The organism is Streptomyces sp. P9-2B-2 (assembly GCF_030406865.1).
GTDB classification, from domain to species: Bacteria; Actinomycetota; Actinomycetes; order Streptomycetales; family Streptomycetaceae; genus Streptomyces; species Streptomyces platensis.
The window spans coordinates 4,714,697-4,733,066 of the sequence record NZ_CP129126.1; the positions used below are offsets into that span (position 1 = coordinate 4,714,697).

The 18,370-nt window shown below is 72.6% G+C and carries 16 protein-coding genes; 5 read left to right on the forward strand and 11 right to left on the reverse strand.

Annotated elements, in window-relative coordinates; translation table 11 throughout:
* Positions 1-160: 160 nt before the first annotated feature.
* Positions 161-1,723 carry an MFS transporter gene (locus QT196_RS20570; protein WP_290355375.1) on the reverse strand — a complete coding sequence of 521 codons (1,563 nt, stop codon included), beginning with the start codon at positions 1,721-1,723 and terminating at the stop codon, positions 161-163.
* A gap of 181 nt (positions 1,724-1,904) precedes the next feature.
* On the opposite strand from QT196_RS20570, the gene QT196_RS20575 reads away from it, so the two are divergent.
* Positions 1,905-2,957: an AsnC family transcriptional regulator gene (locus QT196_RS20575; RefSeq protein WP_290355376.1), complete on the forward strand. Its 1,053-nt coding sequence runs from the start codon at positions 1,905-1,907 to the stop codon at positions 2,955-2,957.
* 50 nt (positions 2,958-3,007) lie between these two features.
* Positions 3,008-3,697 (forward strand): rhomboid-like protein, encoded by a 690-nt coding sequence (locus tag QT196_RS20580; protein ID WP_290356687.1) that lies wholly within the window; start codon positions 3,008-3,010, stop codon positions 3,695-3,697.
* On the opposite strand, the gene QT196_RS20585 is transcribed toward QT196_RS20580, so the two are convergent.
* The 9 genes from QT196_RS20585 to QT196_RS20625 form a co-directional block, all read right to left on the reverse strand.
* Positions 3,685-4,515: an HAD family hydrolase gene (locus QT196_RS20585; protein ID WP_290355377.1), complete on the reverse strand. Its 831-nt coding sequence runs from the start codon at positions 4,513-4,515 to the stop codon at positions 3,685-3,687. The genes QT196_RS20580 and QT196_RS20585 overlap by 13 nt on opposite strands.
* Positions 4,512-5,801 (reverse strand): serine--tRNA ligase, encoded by a 1,290-nt coding sequence (serS, locus tag QT196_RS20590; protein WP_266737613.1) that lies wholly within the window; start codon positions 5,799-5,801, stop codon positions 4,512-4,514. The genes QT196_RS20585 and serS overlap by 4 nt, the downstream gene beginning before the upstream one ends.
* Before the next feature lie 694 nt (positions 5,802-6,495).
* Entirely contained in the window at positions 6,496-7,422 is a 927-nt protein-coding gene (gene pheA / locus QT196_RS20595) for a prephenate dehydratase (protein WP_168480478.1), read from the reverse strand.
* A 273-nt stretch (positions 7,423-7,695) separates the two neighbouring features.
* On the reverse strand, positions 7,696-9,162 hold the full coding sequence (gene efeB, locus QT196_RS20600) for an iron uptake transporter deferrochelatase/peroxidase subunit (RefSeq protein ID WP_290355378.1): 1,467 nt from the start codon (positions 9,160-9,162) through the stop codon (positions 7,696-7,698).
* The gene (locus tag QT196_RS20605; RefSeq protein WP_290355379.1) at positions 9,159-11,447 is read right to left on the reverse strand and encodes a copper resistance protein CopC; all 2,289 of its coding nucleotides are present in this window, start codon (positions 11,445-11,447) and stop codon (positions 9,159-9,161) included. The genes efeB and QT196_RS20605 overlap by 4 nt, the downstream gene beginning before the upstream one ends.
* 124 nt (positions 11,448-11,571) lie before the next feature.
* Positions 11,572-12,018: a copper chaperone PCu(A)C gene (locus tag QT196_RS20610; RefSeq protein WP_290355381.1), complete on the reverse strand. Its 447-nt coding sequence runs from the start codon at positions 12,016-12,018 to the stop codon at positions 11,572-11,574.
* Positions 12,015-12,659 carry an SCO family protein gene (locus tag QT196_RS20615; protein WP_168480481.1) on the reverse strand — a complete coding sequence of 215 codons (645 nt, stop codon included), beginning with the start codon at positions 12,657-12,659 and terminating at the stop codon, positions 12,015-12,017. Before QT196_RS20615 ends, QT196_RS20610 begins: the two co-directional genes overlap by 4 nt.
* An 84-nt stretch (positions 12,660-12,743) precedes the next feature.
* Positions 12,744-13,526 (reverse strand): YcnI family protein, encoded by a 783-nt coding sequence (locus QT196_RS20620; RefSeq protein ID WP_211117388.1) that lies wholly within the window; start codon positions 13,524-13,526, stop codon positions 12,744-12,746.
* Positions 13,527-13,639: 113 nt separating this feature from the next.
* Complete coding sequence (locus tag QT196_RS20625) at positions 13,640-14,479, reverse strand: hypothetical protein (RefSeq protein ID WP_168480482.1); 840 nt, start codon at positions 14,477-14,479, stop codon at positions 13,640-13,642.
* A 246-nt stretch (positions 14,480-14,725) separates the two neighbouring features.
* Between QT196_RS20625 and QT196_RS20630 the strand changes: the two genes are divergently transcribed.
* Positions 14,726-15,223, forward strand: coding sequence for an ATP-binding protein (locus QT196_RS20630; RefSeq protein WP_290355382.1), 498 nt, complete (start codon positions 14,726-14,728; stop codon positions 15,221-15,223).
* Between the two features lie 26 nt (positions 15,224-15,249).
* Here the strand turns inward: QT196_RS20630 and QT196_RS20635 are convergent, their stop codons facing one another.
* Positions 15,250-15,993: a TetR/AcrR family transcriptional regulator gene (locus QT196_RS20635; RefSeq protein WP_266737623.1), complete on the reverse strand. Its 744-nt coding sequence runs from the start codon at positions 15,991-15,993 to the stop codon at positions 15,250-15,252.
* 114 nt (positions 15,994-16,107) lie between these two features.
* Here QT196_RS20635 and QT196_RS20640 point away from each other — a divergent pair, with 114 nt between their 5' ends.
* Positions 16,108-16,698, forward strand: a complete 591-nt coding sequence (locus QT196_RS20640; protein WP_168480485.1) for an NAD(P)H-dependent oxidoreductase — start codon at positions 16,108-16,110, stop codon at positions 16,696-16,698.
* A gap of 27 nt (positions 16,699-16,725) precedes the next feature.
* Positions 16,726-18,357, forward strand: a complete 1,632-nt coding sequence (locus QT196_RS20645; protein ID WP_168480486.1) for a DHA2 family efflux MFS transporter permease subunit — start codon at positions 16,726-16,728, stop codon at positions 18,355-18,357.
* Positions 18,358-18,370: the final 13 nt, after the last annotated feature.

Below are 18,370 nucleotides of genomic sequence, written 5' to 3' on the forward strand. Positions count from 1 at the left end.
CGGTAGCGCCAACCCAAGTTATTGCTAAGGGATGTGAAAGGAGATCAGAGGATTGACTTGGGTGTGAGGGCACGGCGAAGATCGCCACAGGGCCCAGGGCGGCAACCCGGAACCGCGTACGGCCGTACGGTTCCGGGTGCCGACCCGTATGCCCGGCGTTTTACTCCGCCCGACCCTGAGCCGTCCCTGACGCGACCCCGGGCCGTCCCCCGAGCCCACCCCGATCCGCATCCCGGACCCGGCCCGGCCGCCCGTCCGCCTCCGGCCGGTGACCCCGGACGACGGCCAGCACCAGCACCCCGCCCGCCGATGCCACCGCCCCCGAGATCAGCAGGATGTCGGTCAGCCCGGCGACATGGGCGGCGGCCACGGCCGTACGGGAGGCCCCGGGCCGGAGGCCGTGCAGCGCGTCGGCGAAGACGGTGCCGAGGACCGCGATGCCCAGTGCGTAGCCCAGCTGCCGGAAGGTGTTCACGGCACCGCTCGCCATCCCCGCCCGCTGCGGGGGCGCCGCGCCGAGCGCCGCCGAGACCAGGACCGGCATGGCCGCCCCGATGCCCAGCCCGCTCAGCGCGAGGCCGGGGACGAGTGCCGCCCAGCCGGCCCCGTCGTCCAGCAGGGCGTACTCCAGCAGCGCCCCGGCGCCCACCAGCAACAGGCCGATACCGAGAGGGAATTGGGGTGCCACCCGCTGTAGTGGACGGCCGCCCAGCGCACCCACCAGCAGGGACATCAGCGCCATCGGCGTCACCGCCAGGCCCGCCTGCACGGGGCTCAGACCGAGGATGTTCTGCACCCACAGCCCCACGAAGGTGAGATACGGGAAGGCCGCGGCCTGAAGCAGCAGAGCCGCCGCCATCAGCGCCGCGAACGACGGGCGGCGCAGCAGCCCCAGGTCCAGCAGCGGCCGGTGCACCCGCCGTTCGACGACGAGGAACACCAGCAGGGCGAGCGCCGCGCCGCCGAGCGCGGCGAGCGTCCCGGACTCCGTCCAGCCCTCCTCGCCGCCGCGGATCAGCCCGTACGTCAGCGCGCCCGCGCAGGCCGTGAAGGACGCGGCGCCCGGCCAGTCGATCCGGGCGGTGGGGTCGCCATGCGACTCGGGGACCCGGCGCACCGTGATCCACACCGCGACGGCGGTCAGCGGCAGATTGACCAGGAAGATCGCCCGCCAGTCCACATACTCGGTGAGCAGGCCGCCCAGTACGGGGCCGATCGCGGCCGCGGCGCCGCTGGTGCCGCCCCAGACGCCGAACGCCACGCCCCGGTCCCGGCCCTGGTAAGCGGCCATCAGCAGCGGGGTGTTGGTGGCGAACATCGCCGCCGCGCCCACCCCCTGCACGGCGCGGGCCGCGACCAGCACGCCCGCGTCCGGGGCCAGCCCGCAGACCAGCGAGGCCAGCGCGAACAGCGTCAGCCCGGCGACATACAGCCGCCGCCGCCCGTAGCGGTCCGCTGCCGAGCCCGCCACCATCAGCAGCGCGGCGAGCGCCAGCGCGTAGATGTCCATCACCCACTGGAGCGAGGTGAAGGTGGCGCCCAGGCCGTCGGCTATCCGGGGCAGCGCGGTGTTCACGATCGTCACATCGACCAGCAGCAGGAAGTTGCCGAGGGTGATGGCGGCCAGCGGCCACCACTTCCCGGCCGGTCCGCCGCCCGGCTCCCCGCCCGCGTCCGGCGCCCGGCCGCCCGCCGCGGTCCCCCTCTCGGGTGCGCTCCGCATGTTCTTCCTCCGTTCGTAGCGGCCGGTACGGCGCGCCCGGCGCCGCCCGAAGGTCCGGCCCGGCCCGCCGGTTCGCCGGCCGGCGTCCCGTATTGCCGACGCCACGGTGCGGGCGGCACCGGCCGCGCTCCCAGCCACCGCGCGCCCGGCGGCGCAATCCGACACGGGTTAGCCTCGAACGGTGAAATCCGACGCGAAGCCCGGGGCGGCGGACCGGGGGAGCGGCACCGGTACGGCCCTCGGCGGCCCCACCGGTTTCGACGACCTCGACCACCGGCTGATCCATGCGCTTCAGCTCGACGGGCGGGCGCCGTTCAGCCGGATCGCCGCCGTGCTCGGGGTCTCCGACCAGACCGTCGCCCGGCGCTACACCCGGCACCGCACCCGCGGCGCGCTCAAGGTACTGGGGCTGCCCGGCGCCCAGGCGGTCGGCGAGGTGCAGTGGCTGGTGCGGGTCCAGTGCGCACCGGACGCCGCGGTCGCCGTCGCCGAGGCGCTGGCCCGCCGCCCGGACACCTCCTGGGTCAGCCTGATGTCCGGCGGCACCGAGATCACCGCGGTGTGCCGGGCGCCGGACAGTGACCACAGCGATGTGCTGCTGCTCCAGAAACTGCCCCGCACCCCGAGCGTCATCGGGGTGACCGCCCACTGCCAGCTGCACCAGTTCTTCGGCGGCCCCCAGGGGCTGATCAACAAGTCCGGGGCGCTGACCGGCGAGCAGATCGCCCGGCTGAGCCCACCGCCACCGGAGCCGGCCGCCGCCCCCGTCACGCTCACCGACGCCGACCGCCGGCTCTTCGACGCCCTCGCCCGGGACGGCCGCACCCCCCTGGCCGAACTCGCCACCGCCACCGGCTGGTCACCCACCACGGTCCGCCGCCGCTTCACGGAACTGCGGGCCACCGGCGCCCTGTATTACGACGTCGACTACGACCTGGGGCAGTTCGGGTACGGCGTGATGGTGGCCCTCTGGCTGTCCGTCGAACCCGCCCGGCTCGCCGCCGCCGGCGAGGCGATGGCGGCCCACCCGGAAGTCGGCTACGCCTGCGCCACCACCGGCCCGCACAACCTCTTCGCCTCGGTCCTCTGCCGCGACGTCGGCGCCGTCTACCGCTATCTGACGACCCGGGTGGCGGCGCTGCCCGGCGTACGGGCCATGGAGAGCGCGCCCCGCATCCGGCACCTCAAGGGGCCGGGACCGCTGTTCTCCGGCGCCCCGGGGCGCCGCCGGTGAGGCCGCCGGCCGAGCCGCCGCGCGGCCGCCGCCCGTCCCCCGTCAACCCCCTGACCTGGGCGAAGGACTGGGTACGCAGCAGCCCCGGCACCCATATCTGGCTGCTGGTCATCGGCATCACCAGCCTGGTCATCGCCGCCGCCTCCGAGGGGCTGGGACAGTTCCTGGTCCACCGCACCAGCAGCAATATCCACGAGCTGAACGAGCATCCGCTGCCGTCGCTGCTGATCAGCGGCTTCTGGATCGAGCGTCCCGAGTCGTTTCTGCTCTATGCGGTGATGTTCGAGCTGCTGCACGCCAACGTGGAGCGCTGGATGGGCACCGCGCGCTGGCTGCTGACCGTCGGCGGCGCGCATATCGCGGCCACCCTCGCCAGCCAGGAGCTGGTCCTGCTGGCCATCGAGGGGCACCGGCTGCCGCGTTCGATGACCCATGTCGTGGACATCGGGGTCTCGTACGGGCTGGCGGCGGCCGCCGGGGTGCTGACGTACCGGCTGCGGCCGCCCTGGCGCTACGGCTACCTGGCCGGGGTGCTGGTCTTCTTCGGCATTCCGCTGCTGACCGGCGCGACCTTCACCGACTTCGGCCATGCCATCGCGCTGGCCATGGGCTTCGCGGCCTGGCCATTGACTCCGGCGGCGGCTGCCGAGAAGCTGCCGCCGGAGGACGGGACGGGCCCCGCGGACCGGGCCGACGGGCCGCCGCCGGAGCGGCGGCCGGAAAGCCCTCAGGAGAGGTAGAGCCGCTCCAGCACCACCGCGACGCCGTCGTCCTCGTGGGAGGCGGTGAACTCGTCCGCGACGGCCTTCAGTTCGGCATGGGCGTTGTCCATCGCCACCCCGTGCGCGGCCCAGCCGAACATCGGGATGTCGTTGGGCATGTCACCGAAGGCGATGGTGTCCTTGGCGGTGAGGCCCAGCCGGCGGGCGGCCAGCGACAGTCCGGTGGCCTTCGACAGGCCCAGCGGCAGCAGTTCGACGATGCCCTCGCCGGCCACCGTCACCCCGACCAGATCCCCGGCGACCTGACGTGCGGCCAGGGCCAGCGCATCGTCGTCCAGGGTCGGGTGCTGGATGTAGACCTTGTTGATCGGGGCCGTCCACAGGTCGCCGGGGTCGTCCATCAGGACGTTCGGCAGCGGGCCTTCCTGGACGCGGTAGCCGGGGCCGACCAGCACCTCGCCCGCCAGGCCGTCCCGGCTCGCCGCCAGATACAGCGGGCCGACCTCGGCCTCGATCTTGGCCAGCGCGAGACCGGCGAGCTGCCGGTCGAGCGTCACCGACGTCAGCAGCCGGTGTTCCCCGGCGTGGTAGACCTGACCGCCCTGCCCGCACACCGCGAGGCCCTGGTAGTCCAGGGCGTCGAGGATGTGCCGGGTCCAGGGCACGGCCCGGCCGGTGACGACGATATGGGCCGCGCCCGCCGCGGTGGCCGCGGCGAGCGCCCGGCGGGTGCGCTCGGAGACGGTCTCGTCGGCGCGCAGCAGCGTCCCGTCGAGGTCCGTCGCGATGAGCTTGTACGGCAGCGGGGCGCCCGCGGCAGGAACGGGTGCGCTCACTTGGCGACGGGCTCCAGGATCTCCCGGCCGCCCAGGTAGGGGCGGAGCACCTCGGGGACGCGCACCGAGCCGTCCGCCTGCTGGTGGTTCTCGAAGAGCGCCACGATGGTGCGCGGGATGGCGCAGAGCGTGCCGTTCAGCGTCGCCAGCGGCGAGACCTTCTGCTTGCCGTCGACGTTCTCCCGCATCCGGACCGAGAGGCGGCGGGCCTGGAACTCGTCGCAGTTCGACGCCGAGGTCAGCTCGCGGTACTTGCCCTGGGTGGGGATCCACGCCTCGCAGTCGAACTTGCGGGAGGCGGAGGCGCCGAGGTCACCGGTGGCGACGTCGATGACCTGGAAGGGCAGCTCCAGGCCGGTCAGCCACTGCTTCTCCCAGTCCAGCAGCCGCTGGTGCTCGGCCTGGGCGTCCTCCGGCGCGACGTAGGAGAACATCTCGACCTTGTCGAACTGGTGGACCCGGAAGATGCCGCGGGTGTCCTTGCCGTAGGTGCCGGCCTCGCGGCGGAAGCACGGCGAGAAACCGGCGTAGCGCAGCGGCAGCTTGGCGGCGTCCACGATCTCGTCCATGTGGTACGCGGCGAGCGGGACCTCGGAGGTGCCGACCAGGTAGTAGTCGTCCTTCTCCAGGTGGTAGACGTTCTCCGCGGCCTGGCCGAGGAAGCCGGTGCCCTCCATGGCGCGCGGGCGCACCAGGGCGGGGGTCAGCATCGGCGTGAAACCGGCCGCGGTGGCCTGCGCGATGGCGGCGTTGACCAGCGCGAGCTCCAGCAGCGCGCCGACGCCCGTGAGGTAGTAGAAGCGGGAGCCGGAGACCTTGGCGCCGCGCTCGACGTCGATGGCGCCGAGCAGCTCGCCGATCTCCAGGTGGTCCTTGGGCTCGAAGCCCTCGGCGGTGAAGTCCCGGATCGTGCCGTGCGTCTCCAGGACCCGGAAGTCCTCCTCGCCGCCGACGGGAACGTCGGGGTGGACGAGGTTGCCGAGCTTCCGCAGCAGCGCCTGCGTCTCTTCCTTGGCCTCGTCCTGGGCGGCGTCGGCGGCCTTGACGGCGGCGGACAGCTCACCGGCCTTCTTCAGCAGCTCGGCCTTCTCGTCGCCGGCGGCCTTGGGGATGAGCTTGCCGAGCGACTTCTGCTCGGCACGCAGCTCGTCGAAGCGGACGCTGGACGACCTGCGCCGCTCGTCGGCGGAGAGAAGCGCGTCGACGAGCTCGACGTCCTCTCCACGGGCGCGCTGGGACGCGCGCACACGGTCGGGGTCTTCACGGAGCAGGCGAAGGTCAATCACCCCCCCAGGCTACCGGGGCCACGCCCCGCCACTCGACGCCATATTCCCCGGCATCCCAGTTTGTCCGTTTTGAGGTTGTTTATTCCCTTAGGGGTGGGGCACGAAAGGCGGCGTGGAATTCCGGTGCATTCCGTGCCGCGGGAGTGGTCGGCGCGCCCCCTTCGACCGTCCGTTGCGACTCCTTCACAGCGTCCGTGACGGGGTTTTCGCGGCATCCGCGAGGATGATCCACTGTGTGGACAACGGGAGTTGAGCGGGCGCCGGGGCGGGGTGCGGACCCTGAGTTATCCCCCGTGAACCGCCGGTTGTCCACAGGGGGCGGGAGTTTCGGGATTCTTATCCACAGGCTGTGTGTGAGATCTGTGGAAGTCGGAGCTGATCATTCCGCTCCCGAAATGCTCGGCTATGGATTCCCTGCGCAAACGTTGTTCACGCACTCTTTCGTGTGGGATTGCCTCGCCCTAAAGGATTGATCAGGTGAATTGCGCTGACGGTGTCCGAGGTGGGGTGCTGTGGAACGGTGTGAGGTCAGTAGGGCGATATGTCGACTGTGTCCGACTCCCGTGTCGACTTACCCACAGGTCGAGAACCGGCCCTGTGGATAACTTTGTGGATAACCCGGAGGCCTTCCAAAGCCGCAGGTCGTGCTCTTCCGCAGCGCCCGCCGGCCCGGCCGGGCAGCCCGGTCTGCGGCTCAGCTCCGCCCGTCCATGCAGCGCGTCAGCCAGTCCGACGCGGTGGTGAACGCCGCGTCGGTCATCTCCGGCCGTACGCTCGCCGTCACCTCGTCCGCCCGGGGATACGAGCCGAGGAACCGCACCTCCCGGCAGACCCGCTTGAGGCCCATCAGCACCTCGCTGACCCGCCGGTCGGTGATGTGCCCCTCGCAGTCCACGGAGAAGCAGTAGCGGCCGATGCCCTCGCCCGTCGGCCGGGACTCGATGCGCATCATGTTCACCCCGCGCACCGCGTACTCCTGAAGCAGTTCGAGCAGCGCACCGGGGTGGTCGGCGCGCAGCCACAGCACGACCGAGGTCTTGTCCGCGCCGGTGGGCGCGGCGGGCCGGGCCGGGCGGCCCACCAGCACGAAGCGGGTGGCCGCGTTCTGCGCGTCATGGATGTCGGTGACCAGCGGCGTCAGGCCGTACGTCGCCGCCGCGAACTCGCCCGCGAACGCGCCGTCGTAGCGGCCCTCCTGCACCAGCCGCGCGCCATCGGCGTTCGACGCCGCCGACTCCCATACGGCTTCCGGGAGTTGCGCCGCCAGCCACTTGCGCACCTGCGGCTGGGCGACCGGGTGCCCGGTCACCGTCTTCACGTCGCCGAGCGCCGTACCGGGGCGCACGAGCAGGGCGAAGGCGATCGGCAGCAGCACCTCGCGGTAGATCATCAACTGCTCGCCGGAGGCCAGTTCGTCGAGGGTGGTGGTCACCCCGCCCTCGACGGAGTTCTCGATCGGCACCAGAGCCGCGGCGGCCTCACCGGCCCGCACCGCGTCCAGGGCTGCGGGCACCGAGACCATCGGCGTCAGCTCACGCGTCGCCGCCTCGGGCAGGGTGCGCAGCGCGGCCTCCGTGAACGTGCCCTCGGGGCCCAGATAGGTATAGCGGCTGGCCGACATGGATAAGGACTCCCTCGCGTAACTGCGGGGGCACCCCGCCGATCTTCTCCCTGTCCTGCCACGATACCCAGCCGCTCCGGCGCCCGGCCGGTACACGGGAATACCGCCACCCCTCATCCCGTTGCCGGCCCCGAGGGGGCGCTCCCCTCCCCTACGGCATCCGTTCGAGCCCTCCCTAGGGCCCGCTGCCCGCCGCCCGCCCCGGCCTCAGGGGGCACCCCTCCGGACCCCAGGTCCCAGGCCCCAGCCCCCGGGCTCCAGACCCCAGGGCGTCTACTCCTCCAGCAGCGGCTGCCCCACGTAGCCGCCCCGCTCCGCGGCCGGCGGCACCGCGAACAGTCCGCTCGCCTCGTGCCGCAGGAACGGCGACAGCGCGTCCCCGCGGTCCAGCTTCCGCTGGACCTGGGTGAAGGCGCGCAGCGGATCGGCCTGCCAGCAGATGAAGAGCAGCCCGGCGTCCGGGGCGCCGTCCTCCCGGAACCCGTCGTGGTAGGAGAACGGGCGGCGCAGCATCGCCGCGCCCTGGTTGGACTCCGGCGCCGCGATCCGCGCATGCGCGTTGGCCGGGATGACCGGCAGCCCGTCCGGGCGGTTCGCGTCCAGCCGCATCGGGGTGGACTCGGAACCGCCGGTCAGCGGAGCCCCGTTGTCCTTGCGGCGCCCGATGACCTTCTCCTGATCGTGCCGGGAACGCTTCTCCCAGTCGTCCAGCAGCATCCGGATCCGGCGTACGACGGCGTATGAGCCGCCGCGCATCCACGTCTGGTCGGCGTCCCGCCCCACGAAGATCCGCTCATCGAAGTCCCGGTCCGACGGCTTGGGGTTGTTGGTGCCGTCGATCTGGCCCATCAGATTGCGGGTGGTCATCGGGTGCGCGGTGGCGCCCGGCGTGCGGTGGAAGCCGTTCATCTGCCAGCGCAGCCGCGCCCGGCCGGCCGCGTCCTTCTGGAGCGCCCGCAGCGCGTGGAAGGCGACCAGCGCGTCATCGGCGCCGATCTGGATCCACAGATCGCCGTTGCTGCGGGCGGGGTCCAGGGCGTCGGCGGAGAAGTCGGGCAGCGGGTCGAGCGCGAGGGGGCGCCGCTTCGTCAGGCCCGTACGGCCGAAGAAGCTGTGGCCGAAGCCGAAGGTGACGGTCAGCGAGGACGGGCCCGCGTCGAGGGCGACCCCCGTGTCGGCGTCCGGGGCCCGGCCGGCCATCAGCTCCTCGGCCGTGCGCGACCAGCGGCGCAGCAGCGCGGCGGCGGCCTTGCGCCCGGTGCCCGGTGCCAGGTCGAAGGCGACGAGATGGCCCTTGGCCTGCAACGGGGTGGTGATCCCCGCCTGGTGCCCGCCGCCCGCCGGCCGGAACGGAACCCGGGTCGAGCCGACGGTGGTCAGGGCCTCGGGGGCGTCGTCCTGTACGGCCGAGAGCCCGGCGGCGCCCCCGGCCGCGCCGACGACCAGCCCGGCCGCGCCCGCCGCACCGACGGTGCCGAGCAGCCGGCGGCGGGAGAGCTGTTCCTTGGCGGGCGACCCGTCCGTCTCCGGTGCCGGGGCGGTGGCCGGGGCGGGGACGCGCCCGCCACCCGCCTTGGCGGACCCGGCGGCGGAGTCCGTACCGGGGGCCTTCCGGCCGGTGGCCTGCTTCGCCGCCGGTTGCTTCGTCGCCGCCTGCTGCGACGTGGTCTGCTGCGCTGCCGCCTGCTGCGCGGCGGACGGCTTGCGGGCGGACTGCTTACGGGGGGTCTGCTTGCTCATGAGCCGATCTTCACGTTCTTGATCTCGGTCACCTGGTCGATGTCAGAGGTGCGGACGACCAGCGACAACTGCCACTTGCCGGGAACCGGCAGCTGGATCCCGCTCGCGCGCCACTGGCCCTTGGCGGTGTGCCGGGTGGTGACCGACAGCGGGCCGAGCTTCTTGGCCTTCTGCGTGAAGGAGACCTTCACCTCGGGGACATCCCTGACCTTCCCCGACGGGTCGGTGATCCGCAGCTGAAGCGTATTGGCGCGGCCGCTGCTGCCGGGGGCGAGGCGGACGCGCGCGGTGCCCTTGCCGTCCGGGCCACCGGTGTCGAACGGGATGGTCAGCGTCTGCGGCCGCCCGGCCTCGGCGGACTGCCCGCCCGAGGTGGCCTTGACCGCCGCTTCGGTGCGGCCCGGCTCGGTGGCGGTCAGCACCGTGGTGACCACGAGCACGACGACCGCGACCGCCGCCTCGGCCAGCACGGACCGGCGCAGCCCCAGCCGCTCGGGGTCGGCGTCACGCTGCCGCTTGGTCCGGGCCGTACGCACCGCGGCCTGCTGCCTGGCGAGTTGGGCGGCGCGGGCGGGGTCGGGGGCGTCGTCGTCGGCCGATGGGTCGTCGTCGGTAGCGGGGGTGTCTTGGGGGGCCGATGTGTGGGGGTCGGAGACGGGGGAGGAGCCGCTCTTCGGGGCTGGGCCGCTCTTCGGAGCCGGGCCCGCGGTGGCAGCGGTGGCCGTGGTGGCCGAGGCCCCGACGGTCGCCTTCTCCGCTTCCCGCCCCTCCTCTTCCTGCTCCTCCGCCGCTTCCGGCTCTTCCTGCCCGGCTGTCTTCGCGGCGTCCTGCTCCGCTTCCCGCTCGGCATCCCGCTCGGCGTCCTCCGTCGCCCGGAGTTCCGCCGCCGCTGCCTCTCCCGCCGGTACCTCCGCCAGCCGCCCCGTCCACTGCCGCGACAGCCAGGCGATCCCGACGAGCACCACGACCAGCGCCACCTTGATCAGCAGCAGCCGCCCGTAGGCGGTGTCGGTCAGCGCGCGCCAGGTGCCGACCTGCCGCCAGGACTGGTAGAGGCCGGTGGCCACCAGCACCACTACGGAGCCGAACGCGATCCGGGAGAAGCGGCGGACGGCGGCCCGCTCGACGGGCGGGCCCCAGTACAGGGACACCACCAGCGCCGCCAGCCCGCCGAGCCAGGCCGCGACCGCCAGCAGATGCAGCACATCGACCGGCATCGCCACGGCGGGCTGAAGCCCGGTCGAGGCGTGTTCGGCCATCGCCCAGGTCGCGGCGAGCCCGGTGGCGACGATCACGCCGCCGAAGCCGAGACCGAAGGTGAGATCCTTGCGCCGCCTGGCCTCCTCGGCCGCATCCGCCCCCTCGGCCGTATCCGCAGCCTCCGACGCACCACGCTCGTCAGCCTCCCCTCGCCGACCGCGCTCAGCCACCTCCCCCGTCTCCCCCGTCTCCTCCGCCCCCGCCGCCTGATGCGCCCGCGCATACGCCCCGAAGAGCACCGCCACGAACAGCGCCGCGGCGGCGAGCAGCAGCAGCCGGGAGACCAGCGCCGCGCCCGGCTTGGTGATCAGGACCTGCTGGAGGCCGCCGAGGTCGAAGACATCGGCGAGATCGCCGGAGCCCGTGTACGGGGTGCGCAGCAGGAGCATCACGACGGTGGTGCCGGTCAGCAGCGCCCAGCCGTACACCACCAGCCGCTGTACGGACCGTACGAGGGCCGCGGCGGGCCGGCAGGCCACCACGAAGGCGGCGCCGCCGGCCAGCAGCACGAACCCGGCGTAGGCCAGGTAGCGGGCGACGCCGTAGAGCGCGCCCACCAGGCCGCCGCCGGCCTCCTGTTGGGGAACGGGGGCGCTGGTCTTGGAGGGCGCGCCGATGGAGAAGGTGAAGGCACCGGACACCGGGTGGCTGTCGGCGGAGACCACCTGCCAGGCGACGGTGTAGGTGCCGTCGCGCAGCCCGGACGGCAGCCCCGCGCCGTATTTGACGACGCGGTCGCTGCTCAGATTCCGCAGCTTCTCGTCGTCCACCCGCTTGCCCTGCGGGTCCAGCACCCGGATCGAGTCGTCGCCCATCGCGACGCCCTCGGAGAAGGTGAGCGTCACCTGCTCGGGGGCGCGGTCCGCCACCGAGCCCTGCGCGGGGGTGCTGCCGGTCAGCGCGGCATGCGCCGAGGCCGGTGCGGCACCGCCGAGCCCGCCGAGCAGCGCGCCGGCCAGCGCGAGCGCGACGACCAGCAGGCGCAGCACGGCGGACCGTCGCGGCCGAAGCCCGGTGGTGACCATAGTGATCGCTCCCCTTACTCCCTTGTCGCGGCCGGCCGGTGCGGTGCTCCCGGCCGCGGCTGTTCTCTCCGGACCTGTGTGTTCTCCGACTAGTGGTTGGCTAGTGGTGCGGCTGGTGGTTCGGTCAGTGCTTCGGCTGGTAGTCGGCGGCCTTGACCGTGACGGCCACCCGGATCGGATCGGCGTGGGCGAAGTGCAGCCGGATGGTGATGACGTCGTCCTTGGTCGGCTTGCTCTTCAGCCCCATGAACATCAGGTGGTTGCCGCCGTGGCCGAGCTGGAGGGTGCCGTTGGCCGGGATGGGCAGGGATTCGACGCGCTCCATCTTGGTGCCCACGGTTTTGTGGATCGAGATGTCCTTGGCCAGGTTGCTGGTGACCGAGGTGAGCTTGTCGGCGGTGTCGCCGCTGTTCTTGACGGTGAAGTACGCGCCGGCCATCTGCTGGCTGACCGGCTGCGGCATGTACGCGTCGGCGACCTCGAGCTTCGGGGCGCCGTCCCCGCCGCAGCCCGCCAGCGCGAGGCCGGTAGTGAGGGTGAGGGCGGTGGCCAGGGTGCTGCGGCGGTTCACGGGTTCTGTCCCTTGGTGATCTTCGGAAGTGCCTTGGTGTAGTTGTCGGAGGTGGCGTCCTGCATGCCCATCCAGTGGATCTTGTCGTCCTTGGGGGAGGTCAGCAGCACCTGCGCGCCATGGGTGGAGACGACATCGCCGTTCTTCTTCTTGACCGGCTTCTCGATCCCGATGTTCGCGCTGCGGGCACCGGCCTGGATGGTGTCGAACTTGCCGGTCAGCCCGATGAAGTCCTTGTTGATGCCGCCGAGCCACTTCTTGAGGGCGGCCGAGGTGTCGCGCTCCGGGTCGGAGGTGACGAAGACGACCCGCAGGTCCTTCTGTTCGGCCTGGGGCAGCTGCTTCACCGCGACCGCGATGTTGGCCATCGTCAGCGGGCAGACGTCCGGGCAGTTGGTGTAGCCGAAGTAGATCAGGGTCGGGTGGCCCTTGGTCTTCTCCAGCAGGTCGTACTTGGCGCCGTGGGTGTCGGTCAGCACCAGGTCCGGCTTCGCGATCGGGCTGTCGAGCGTGACGATCGGCTTGGCGGAGGTGCCCCCGGACACCTCCGCGGCGGGCTTGCTGTCGTCCCCGCCGCAGGCGGTCAGGCTGAGGGCCGCGGCCGCTGTGAGGGCGGACGCGAAAAGGGTCGTTCTACGCATTGCAGATAAATCCCGTGAGTTGTGTCCCGGGTGTCCGGGAAGGGGCGTCGGGCCGGCGCGCGTCGGGCGCCGGCCCGTCGGTGCTCAGGCGCTGCGGCGCCGGCCGGCGAACACGCCGAAGCCGACTCCGATGATGCCGACGACGATGCCGATGGCACCCAGGACGCGGGCCGTGGTGTCGCCGGCGGGGGCGGTGGCCGCGGCGCTCTTGAGGTGGTCCTTGCCGCCGCTCTTGTCGTCCGCGCCGGCGGCGCCGTGGCCGTCTTCCTCGGCCGCGGTGAGCTTGAGGACCGGCGCCGGGTTCTCCGGCTCCGGGGCGCCCTCCTTCGTCGGCTCGATCCAGCGCACGACCTCCTTGTCGTCGTACGTCTGGAGAGCCTTGAAGACGACCTGGTCGGCGTCCTCGGGCAGCATGCCGACGGAGACCGGGAACTGCTGGAACTGACCGGCCTCGACGCCCTTGTCCTCCGCGGTCCAGGTGATCTTCGAGGGGACCTCGTTGATCTTCTCGCCGTGCATTTCGAGCGGCTTGGCCAGCTTGGACTTCTTGACGTCCACCTTCCAGCCCGGCACCGGCTGCGGCATGACCGACGCCAGCGGGTGGTCGGTCGGCAGCGTGACCTCCAGCTTCACCGTCGACGCGTCGTCCCGCTCATTGGGCACCTTGAAGTTGACGGTCGCATAGCCGCCCTTGGGGGCGGGGCCCGCGGGCTGCACGCTGACGTGGGCGAAGGCCGGGGCTGCGAGCAGCACCACACTGCCGACCGCGGCGGCGCCCACGAGCGGCAGCCGCCGGGCGAGCCGCCGCGTACGCGACACGTCCGACTGCTGCTGCGGCATCTGCGTCATCTTCGAGATCTTCGACATCGGAAAAACACTCCACAGGAAGGAGAAAGGTGCTGGTGACGGTGTAGCTGGCGCGCTGCGGTGACGGCGCGCGAGCCCGTACCCCGTCCTGTGGGAGCGTGCTTCGCGCGATGTCAGGCCGCGAGGGCCAGGGTGGGTGGCCCTCGCCTGACGACACTGTGGTGGAGTGCGAGGTCCTTCGGGCCGGGTTTGTCATCCCCGTACGAAACGGGGGCGCGCCGCGCCTCGTCGTGCGCCGCTCCGAGCCCCGTGAGCAGGGCGCGGACCAGCACGAGCGCCGTGCGCACCGCACCGGCCAGGGTCCGTACGGTCATCTCGTACGCCGCCGGGGCCGACAGCCGCACCAGCCGCCACAGCGCGGCCTCGCCCCGCCGCAGCAGCCAGCCGACGGCGAGCGCCGCCAGCAGATGCCCGAGCAGCATGGGCAGCGACGGCAGCAGACCGTGCACCACCGGGTCGGCGGTGGCCGTGGCCCCGGCCGTCCCGTGGCCCGCCGGTGCGGCCACCCCGGCGGCGGAGGCCGTGTCGAGGCCACCCGAGCCGAGTGCCCGGCGCGCCTGCGCACCGTCCAGCCGGCCCGTGCCGAGCCCGCAGGTCAGATGCCGGGCCAGGCTGATCGCGGCCTGGTCCGAGAGTCCGGCGACGCCGGATCCGCTCCGCGCCACGGAGGGCGGCGGCTGCTGGCCCCAGGCGAACAGCGCGTGCAGAGCGAGCTGTCCCAGGGCGAGCCCGACGGCGATACCCGGCAGGGTGCGTTCCCGTCCGGCCAGCGTCGCCGCGACCGCGAACACCGCGGCGGCGGCGACGCCCAGCGTCCACAGCGGGACGGTGGCGCACGAGGCGAGGATGTGCCCGCCCGCGGACAGCGCGACGCAGACCGCGGTGAAAACCGCGGCCCTCAACAGCCGGAGATCGGCGGCTGCGCGCGCTGTGGAGGCGGGCGGTGGAGTCATGGCCGCGCCATCATCCCACTGGTCTCGCGGATCTCCGACGGCAGGTCGGAGCCAAGGGGCGCCCCGCGGGGCGTCCGAGGAGGCAGCCAGGGCGCGTGACGGCGCACGGGCAGCGCGGCACCTACACCGATGCGCTCACTCTTCGCATCCGCCGAATGAGCGGTATCACGTCCCGGACATGCTTACGGACCTTGCGGCGCGGCAATAGGTATCGATATGTCGAGCCGCGGCCAGGAGGCTGGAGCGATGAGCATCTGGTGGTCACTCCATTTGCGGCGCGAGGCTGCGAGCGTGCCGCTGGCCCGTCGTCTGCTGCTGGGCACGATGGAGACCGCGGGCGTGGACCCGGACATCTGTTACGACCTGTCGGTGGCCCTCTCCGAAGCCTGCGCCAACGCCGTCGAGCACGGGGGCGACACCACCGAGGACTACCGCGTCACCGCCTTCATCGACGGCGACACCTGCCGCATCGAAGTCACCGACTCGGGCCCCGGTTTCCACCACCGCGCCGCACCCCCCGCGCCGCCCCATACGGCCGCGGACCGCCCCCTCCCTCCGGCGGCCCCCGTGCCCACCCCCGCGCAGGCTCCCGAGTTTGCCGAGGACGGCCGGGGGCTCTTTCTGATCGAGGCCCTCACCGATCACGTCCGCTACCGCAACCGCACGGGCCGCCCCGGCGCAGTGGTCAGCTTCGACAAGATCCTCAAGTGGCGCGAGGGCGCGGCGCTCCCGATGGCGTCGTGATCACCGGACCTGATCACCGGACCTGATCACCGCCCCTGGTCGCCGACCCTGACCGCGATGCCGTCGAGCACGCAGTCGAGCCCCGTCTCGAACTGCCAGGCCGCGTCGTCCTTGCGCCGGGCCCCGAGGGCGTAGCGCCGGTAGGTCGGGTAGCGGCCGGTCTCCATCAGATAGGTCATCTGCGGGGCGAGTGCGCGCCGTGACGCGTCGCCGTCGGCCCAGCCGTTGTCCTCCATGTACCGGCCCAGCGCCACCTCGGACTGCGTCGCGCCGTGCACATAGGCGTTGACCGCGCGGAAGGCGGCCATCATCGTGTCGGTGTCCATGCCGTGGCCGTCGAGCGCGGCCAGCTGGCGTTCGGCGGCCGCCATCCGGTTCGGCGTCAGGACGAAGTGCGGCGCGGGCAGTTGGGCCAGCCAGGGGTGCCGCAGCATCATCGCGCGGCTGCCCAGCGCGTAGCCGCGCAGGACGTCACGCCAGCCGGTCACCTCGTCGGGGACGGTGAGTTCGGTCATGACCTGGTCGACCATCAGCGCCCACAGGTCGTCCTTGCCCGCGACATGGCGGTAGGCGGCCATCGGGGCGACGCCCAGCTCGGTGGCGAGGCGGCGCATCGTGACGGCGGCGAAGCCCTCGGCGTCGGCGACCCGCACGGCCACGGCGGCGATCTTCTGCGGCGTCAGTGCGGCGCGGGGGGCCGCGGTGGGGCGCTCCAGGCGCTCCCACAGCACGGGCGCCTCCGCACCGCCGCTCTTCTTCCGGGCTGCCATGCGTGAGCTCCTCTCCGGCCGACTGTTCGTGTACAGCGTATCCCCAGTAGACGACGTACACACCTACGTGTACGTTGTACGCGTCTGGATACGTCGTACACATCAGGGGGTTCCATGAGCGAGCAGCAGCTCCGCGTCGCGGTGGTCGTCGGCAGCACCCGGGAGGGCCGCTTCGCGCCCGTCGTCACCCAATGGATCAAGGGCCACCTCGACCAGCGCGACGACATGGGCGTCGACGTCGTCGACCTGGGCGAGACCGCGCTGCCCACCGTCTTCCCGGCGTTCGGGCAGCCGCCGGCGCCCGGCACCGTGGAGGCCCTCGCCGCGGTCTCCCCGCGCCTGGCGGCGGCCGACGCGTTCGTGTTCGTCACGCCGGAGTACAACCACAGCTTCCCGGCGTCCCTGAAGAACGCCATCGACTGGCACAACGAGCAGTGGCACGCCAAGCCGGTCGGCTTCGTCTCCTACGGCGGCATCTCGGGCGGCCTGCGCGCGGTCGAACAACTCCGGCTGGTCATGGCCGAGTTGCACGCGACCACCATCCGCAACACGGTCAGCCTCCAGCACGCCTGGGGCCTGTTCGACGAGCAGCACACGATGAAGGACGCCGAGTGCGACGCCGCGGCCAAGGCGATGCTGGACCAGCTCGCCTGGTGGGCCCAGGCGCTTCGCGATGCCAGGACCGTCCGTCCGTACGCCGCCTGACGCCCCGCCGGAAGCCTGGGAGAAGCCATGCATCAGCGGACGGAAGCAGCCGCGACCGGGGTCGCGGAGCCCGGTAACAACCACCCGCCGGACCCGGCGCCGCCCTCACGTCTCGCCATCCTGGGGCTGCTGCTCGGCATCATCCTGGCGACCCTCGACGGCACGGTCGTCGGCACCGCCCTGCCGGTCATCGTCGGCGACCTGGGCGGCATCAGTCACCTCTCCTGGGTGGTGACGGCCTACCTGCTCACCACCGCCGTCGCCACCCCGATCTGGGGCAAGCTCGGCGACCTCTACGGCCGTAAGGGCAGCTATCTGGCCTCGATCGCGCTCTTCCTCGTCAGCTCGGTGCTCTGCGGCCTCGCCCAGGACATGGGGCAGTTGATCGCGTTCCGCGCGCTCCAGGGGCTCGGCGCGGGCGGCCTCTTCGTGGGCGCGCTCGCCCTGCTCGGGACGCTCCTGCCGCCCGCGCAGGCGGGGCGCTCGCAGTCGATGATCGGCGTGCTGCTGCCGATGGCCATGATCGGCGGCCCGCTGCTCGGCGGCTTCCTCACCGACCAGCTGGACTGGCGCTGGGTCTTCTACGTCAATGTGCCCGTCGGCGCCGCCGCGCTCCTGATCGTCGGGCTCCGCATCCGGCTGCCCGCCGTACGCACCAGAGCCCGCATCGACTACCTGGGCGCCGCACTCCTGACCACCGGCATCCTGGCGCTCACCCTGATCGGGACCCTGGGCGGCACGGCGTACGGCTGGGACTCACCGCAGATCGCGGGGCTCGCCGCGCTCTCGGTGGCCGCGCTCGGCTGGTTCGTCCGTGTGGAGCGGCGGGCGCCCGAACCCCTCATCCCGCCGCGGCTGTTCCGCGACCGCAACTTCACCCTCGCCCAGGTGCTGAGCTTCCTGGTAGGCGCGGCGATGTTGGCAGCGGCGAGCTATCTGCCGCAGTACATGCAGTTCGTACGGGGCATGTCGTCGACGGCGAGCGGGCTGCTGCTGCTCCCGCTGATGCTCGGCATGATGGGCGCGCAGCTGTTCATCGGGCGGGCGGTCGGCAACGGCGGCGGGTACCGCGGGTACCCGCTCGCGGGCGGCGCGGTCGCCACGGCGGGTGCCCTGGCCCTGCTCATGGTCGGCGCGGACACGCCCACGGCCGTGACCTCCGCGCTGACGTTCGTTCTCGGCGTGGGCCTCGGCTGCCTGATGCAGCCCTCGATGCTCCTCACGATGAACAGCGCGGAACCCCGCGACATGGGCGCGGCCGGCGGCACGACCACGCTCCTGCGCACCCTCGGCGGCTCGCTCGGTGTCGCCGTGCTCGGCTCCGTCTACACCGGCCGGATGACCGCCACCCTCACGGACCGGCTCGGCCGGACCGGCGAACGCCTCGCGGGCGGCCACGACCTGACGCCCGCGGTGCTGCGCGCCCTGCCCGAGCCCGTACGGGACGCCGTCCGGTCCGGGGTCACCGGCGGCCTGCACGGCGTCATGCTCGGCACCGCCGCGCTGTGCGCCGTCACCTTCGCGGCCGCCTGCCTGATCCGCGAGGCGCCGCTGCGGACGACTTCGGGGGCGGCGACGGACCCGTCACACGGTGCGCAGGACAGGCCCCAGGGCGGGTCCGCGAAGTCCCCTCGCCCGCTTGGCGGTCGGGGCATGTGAGTACCGGGACGTG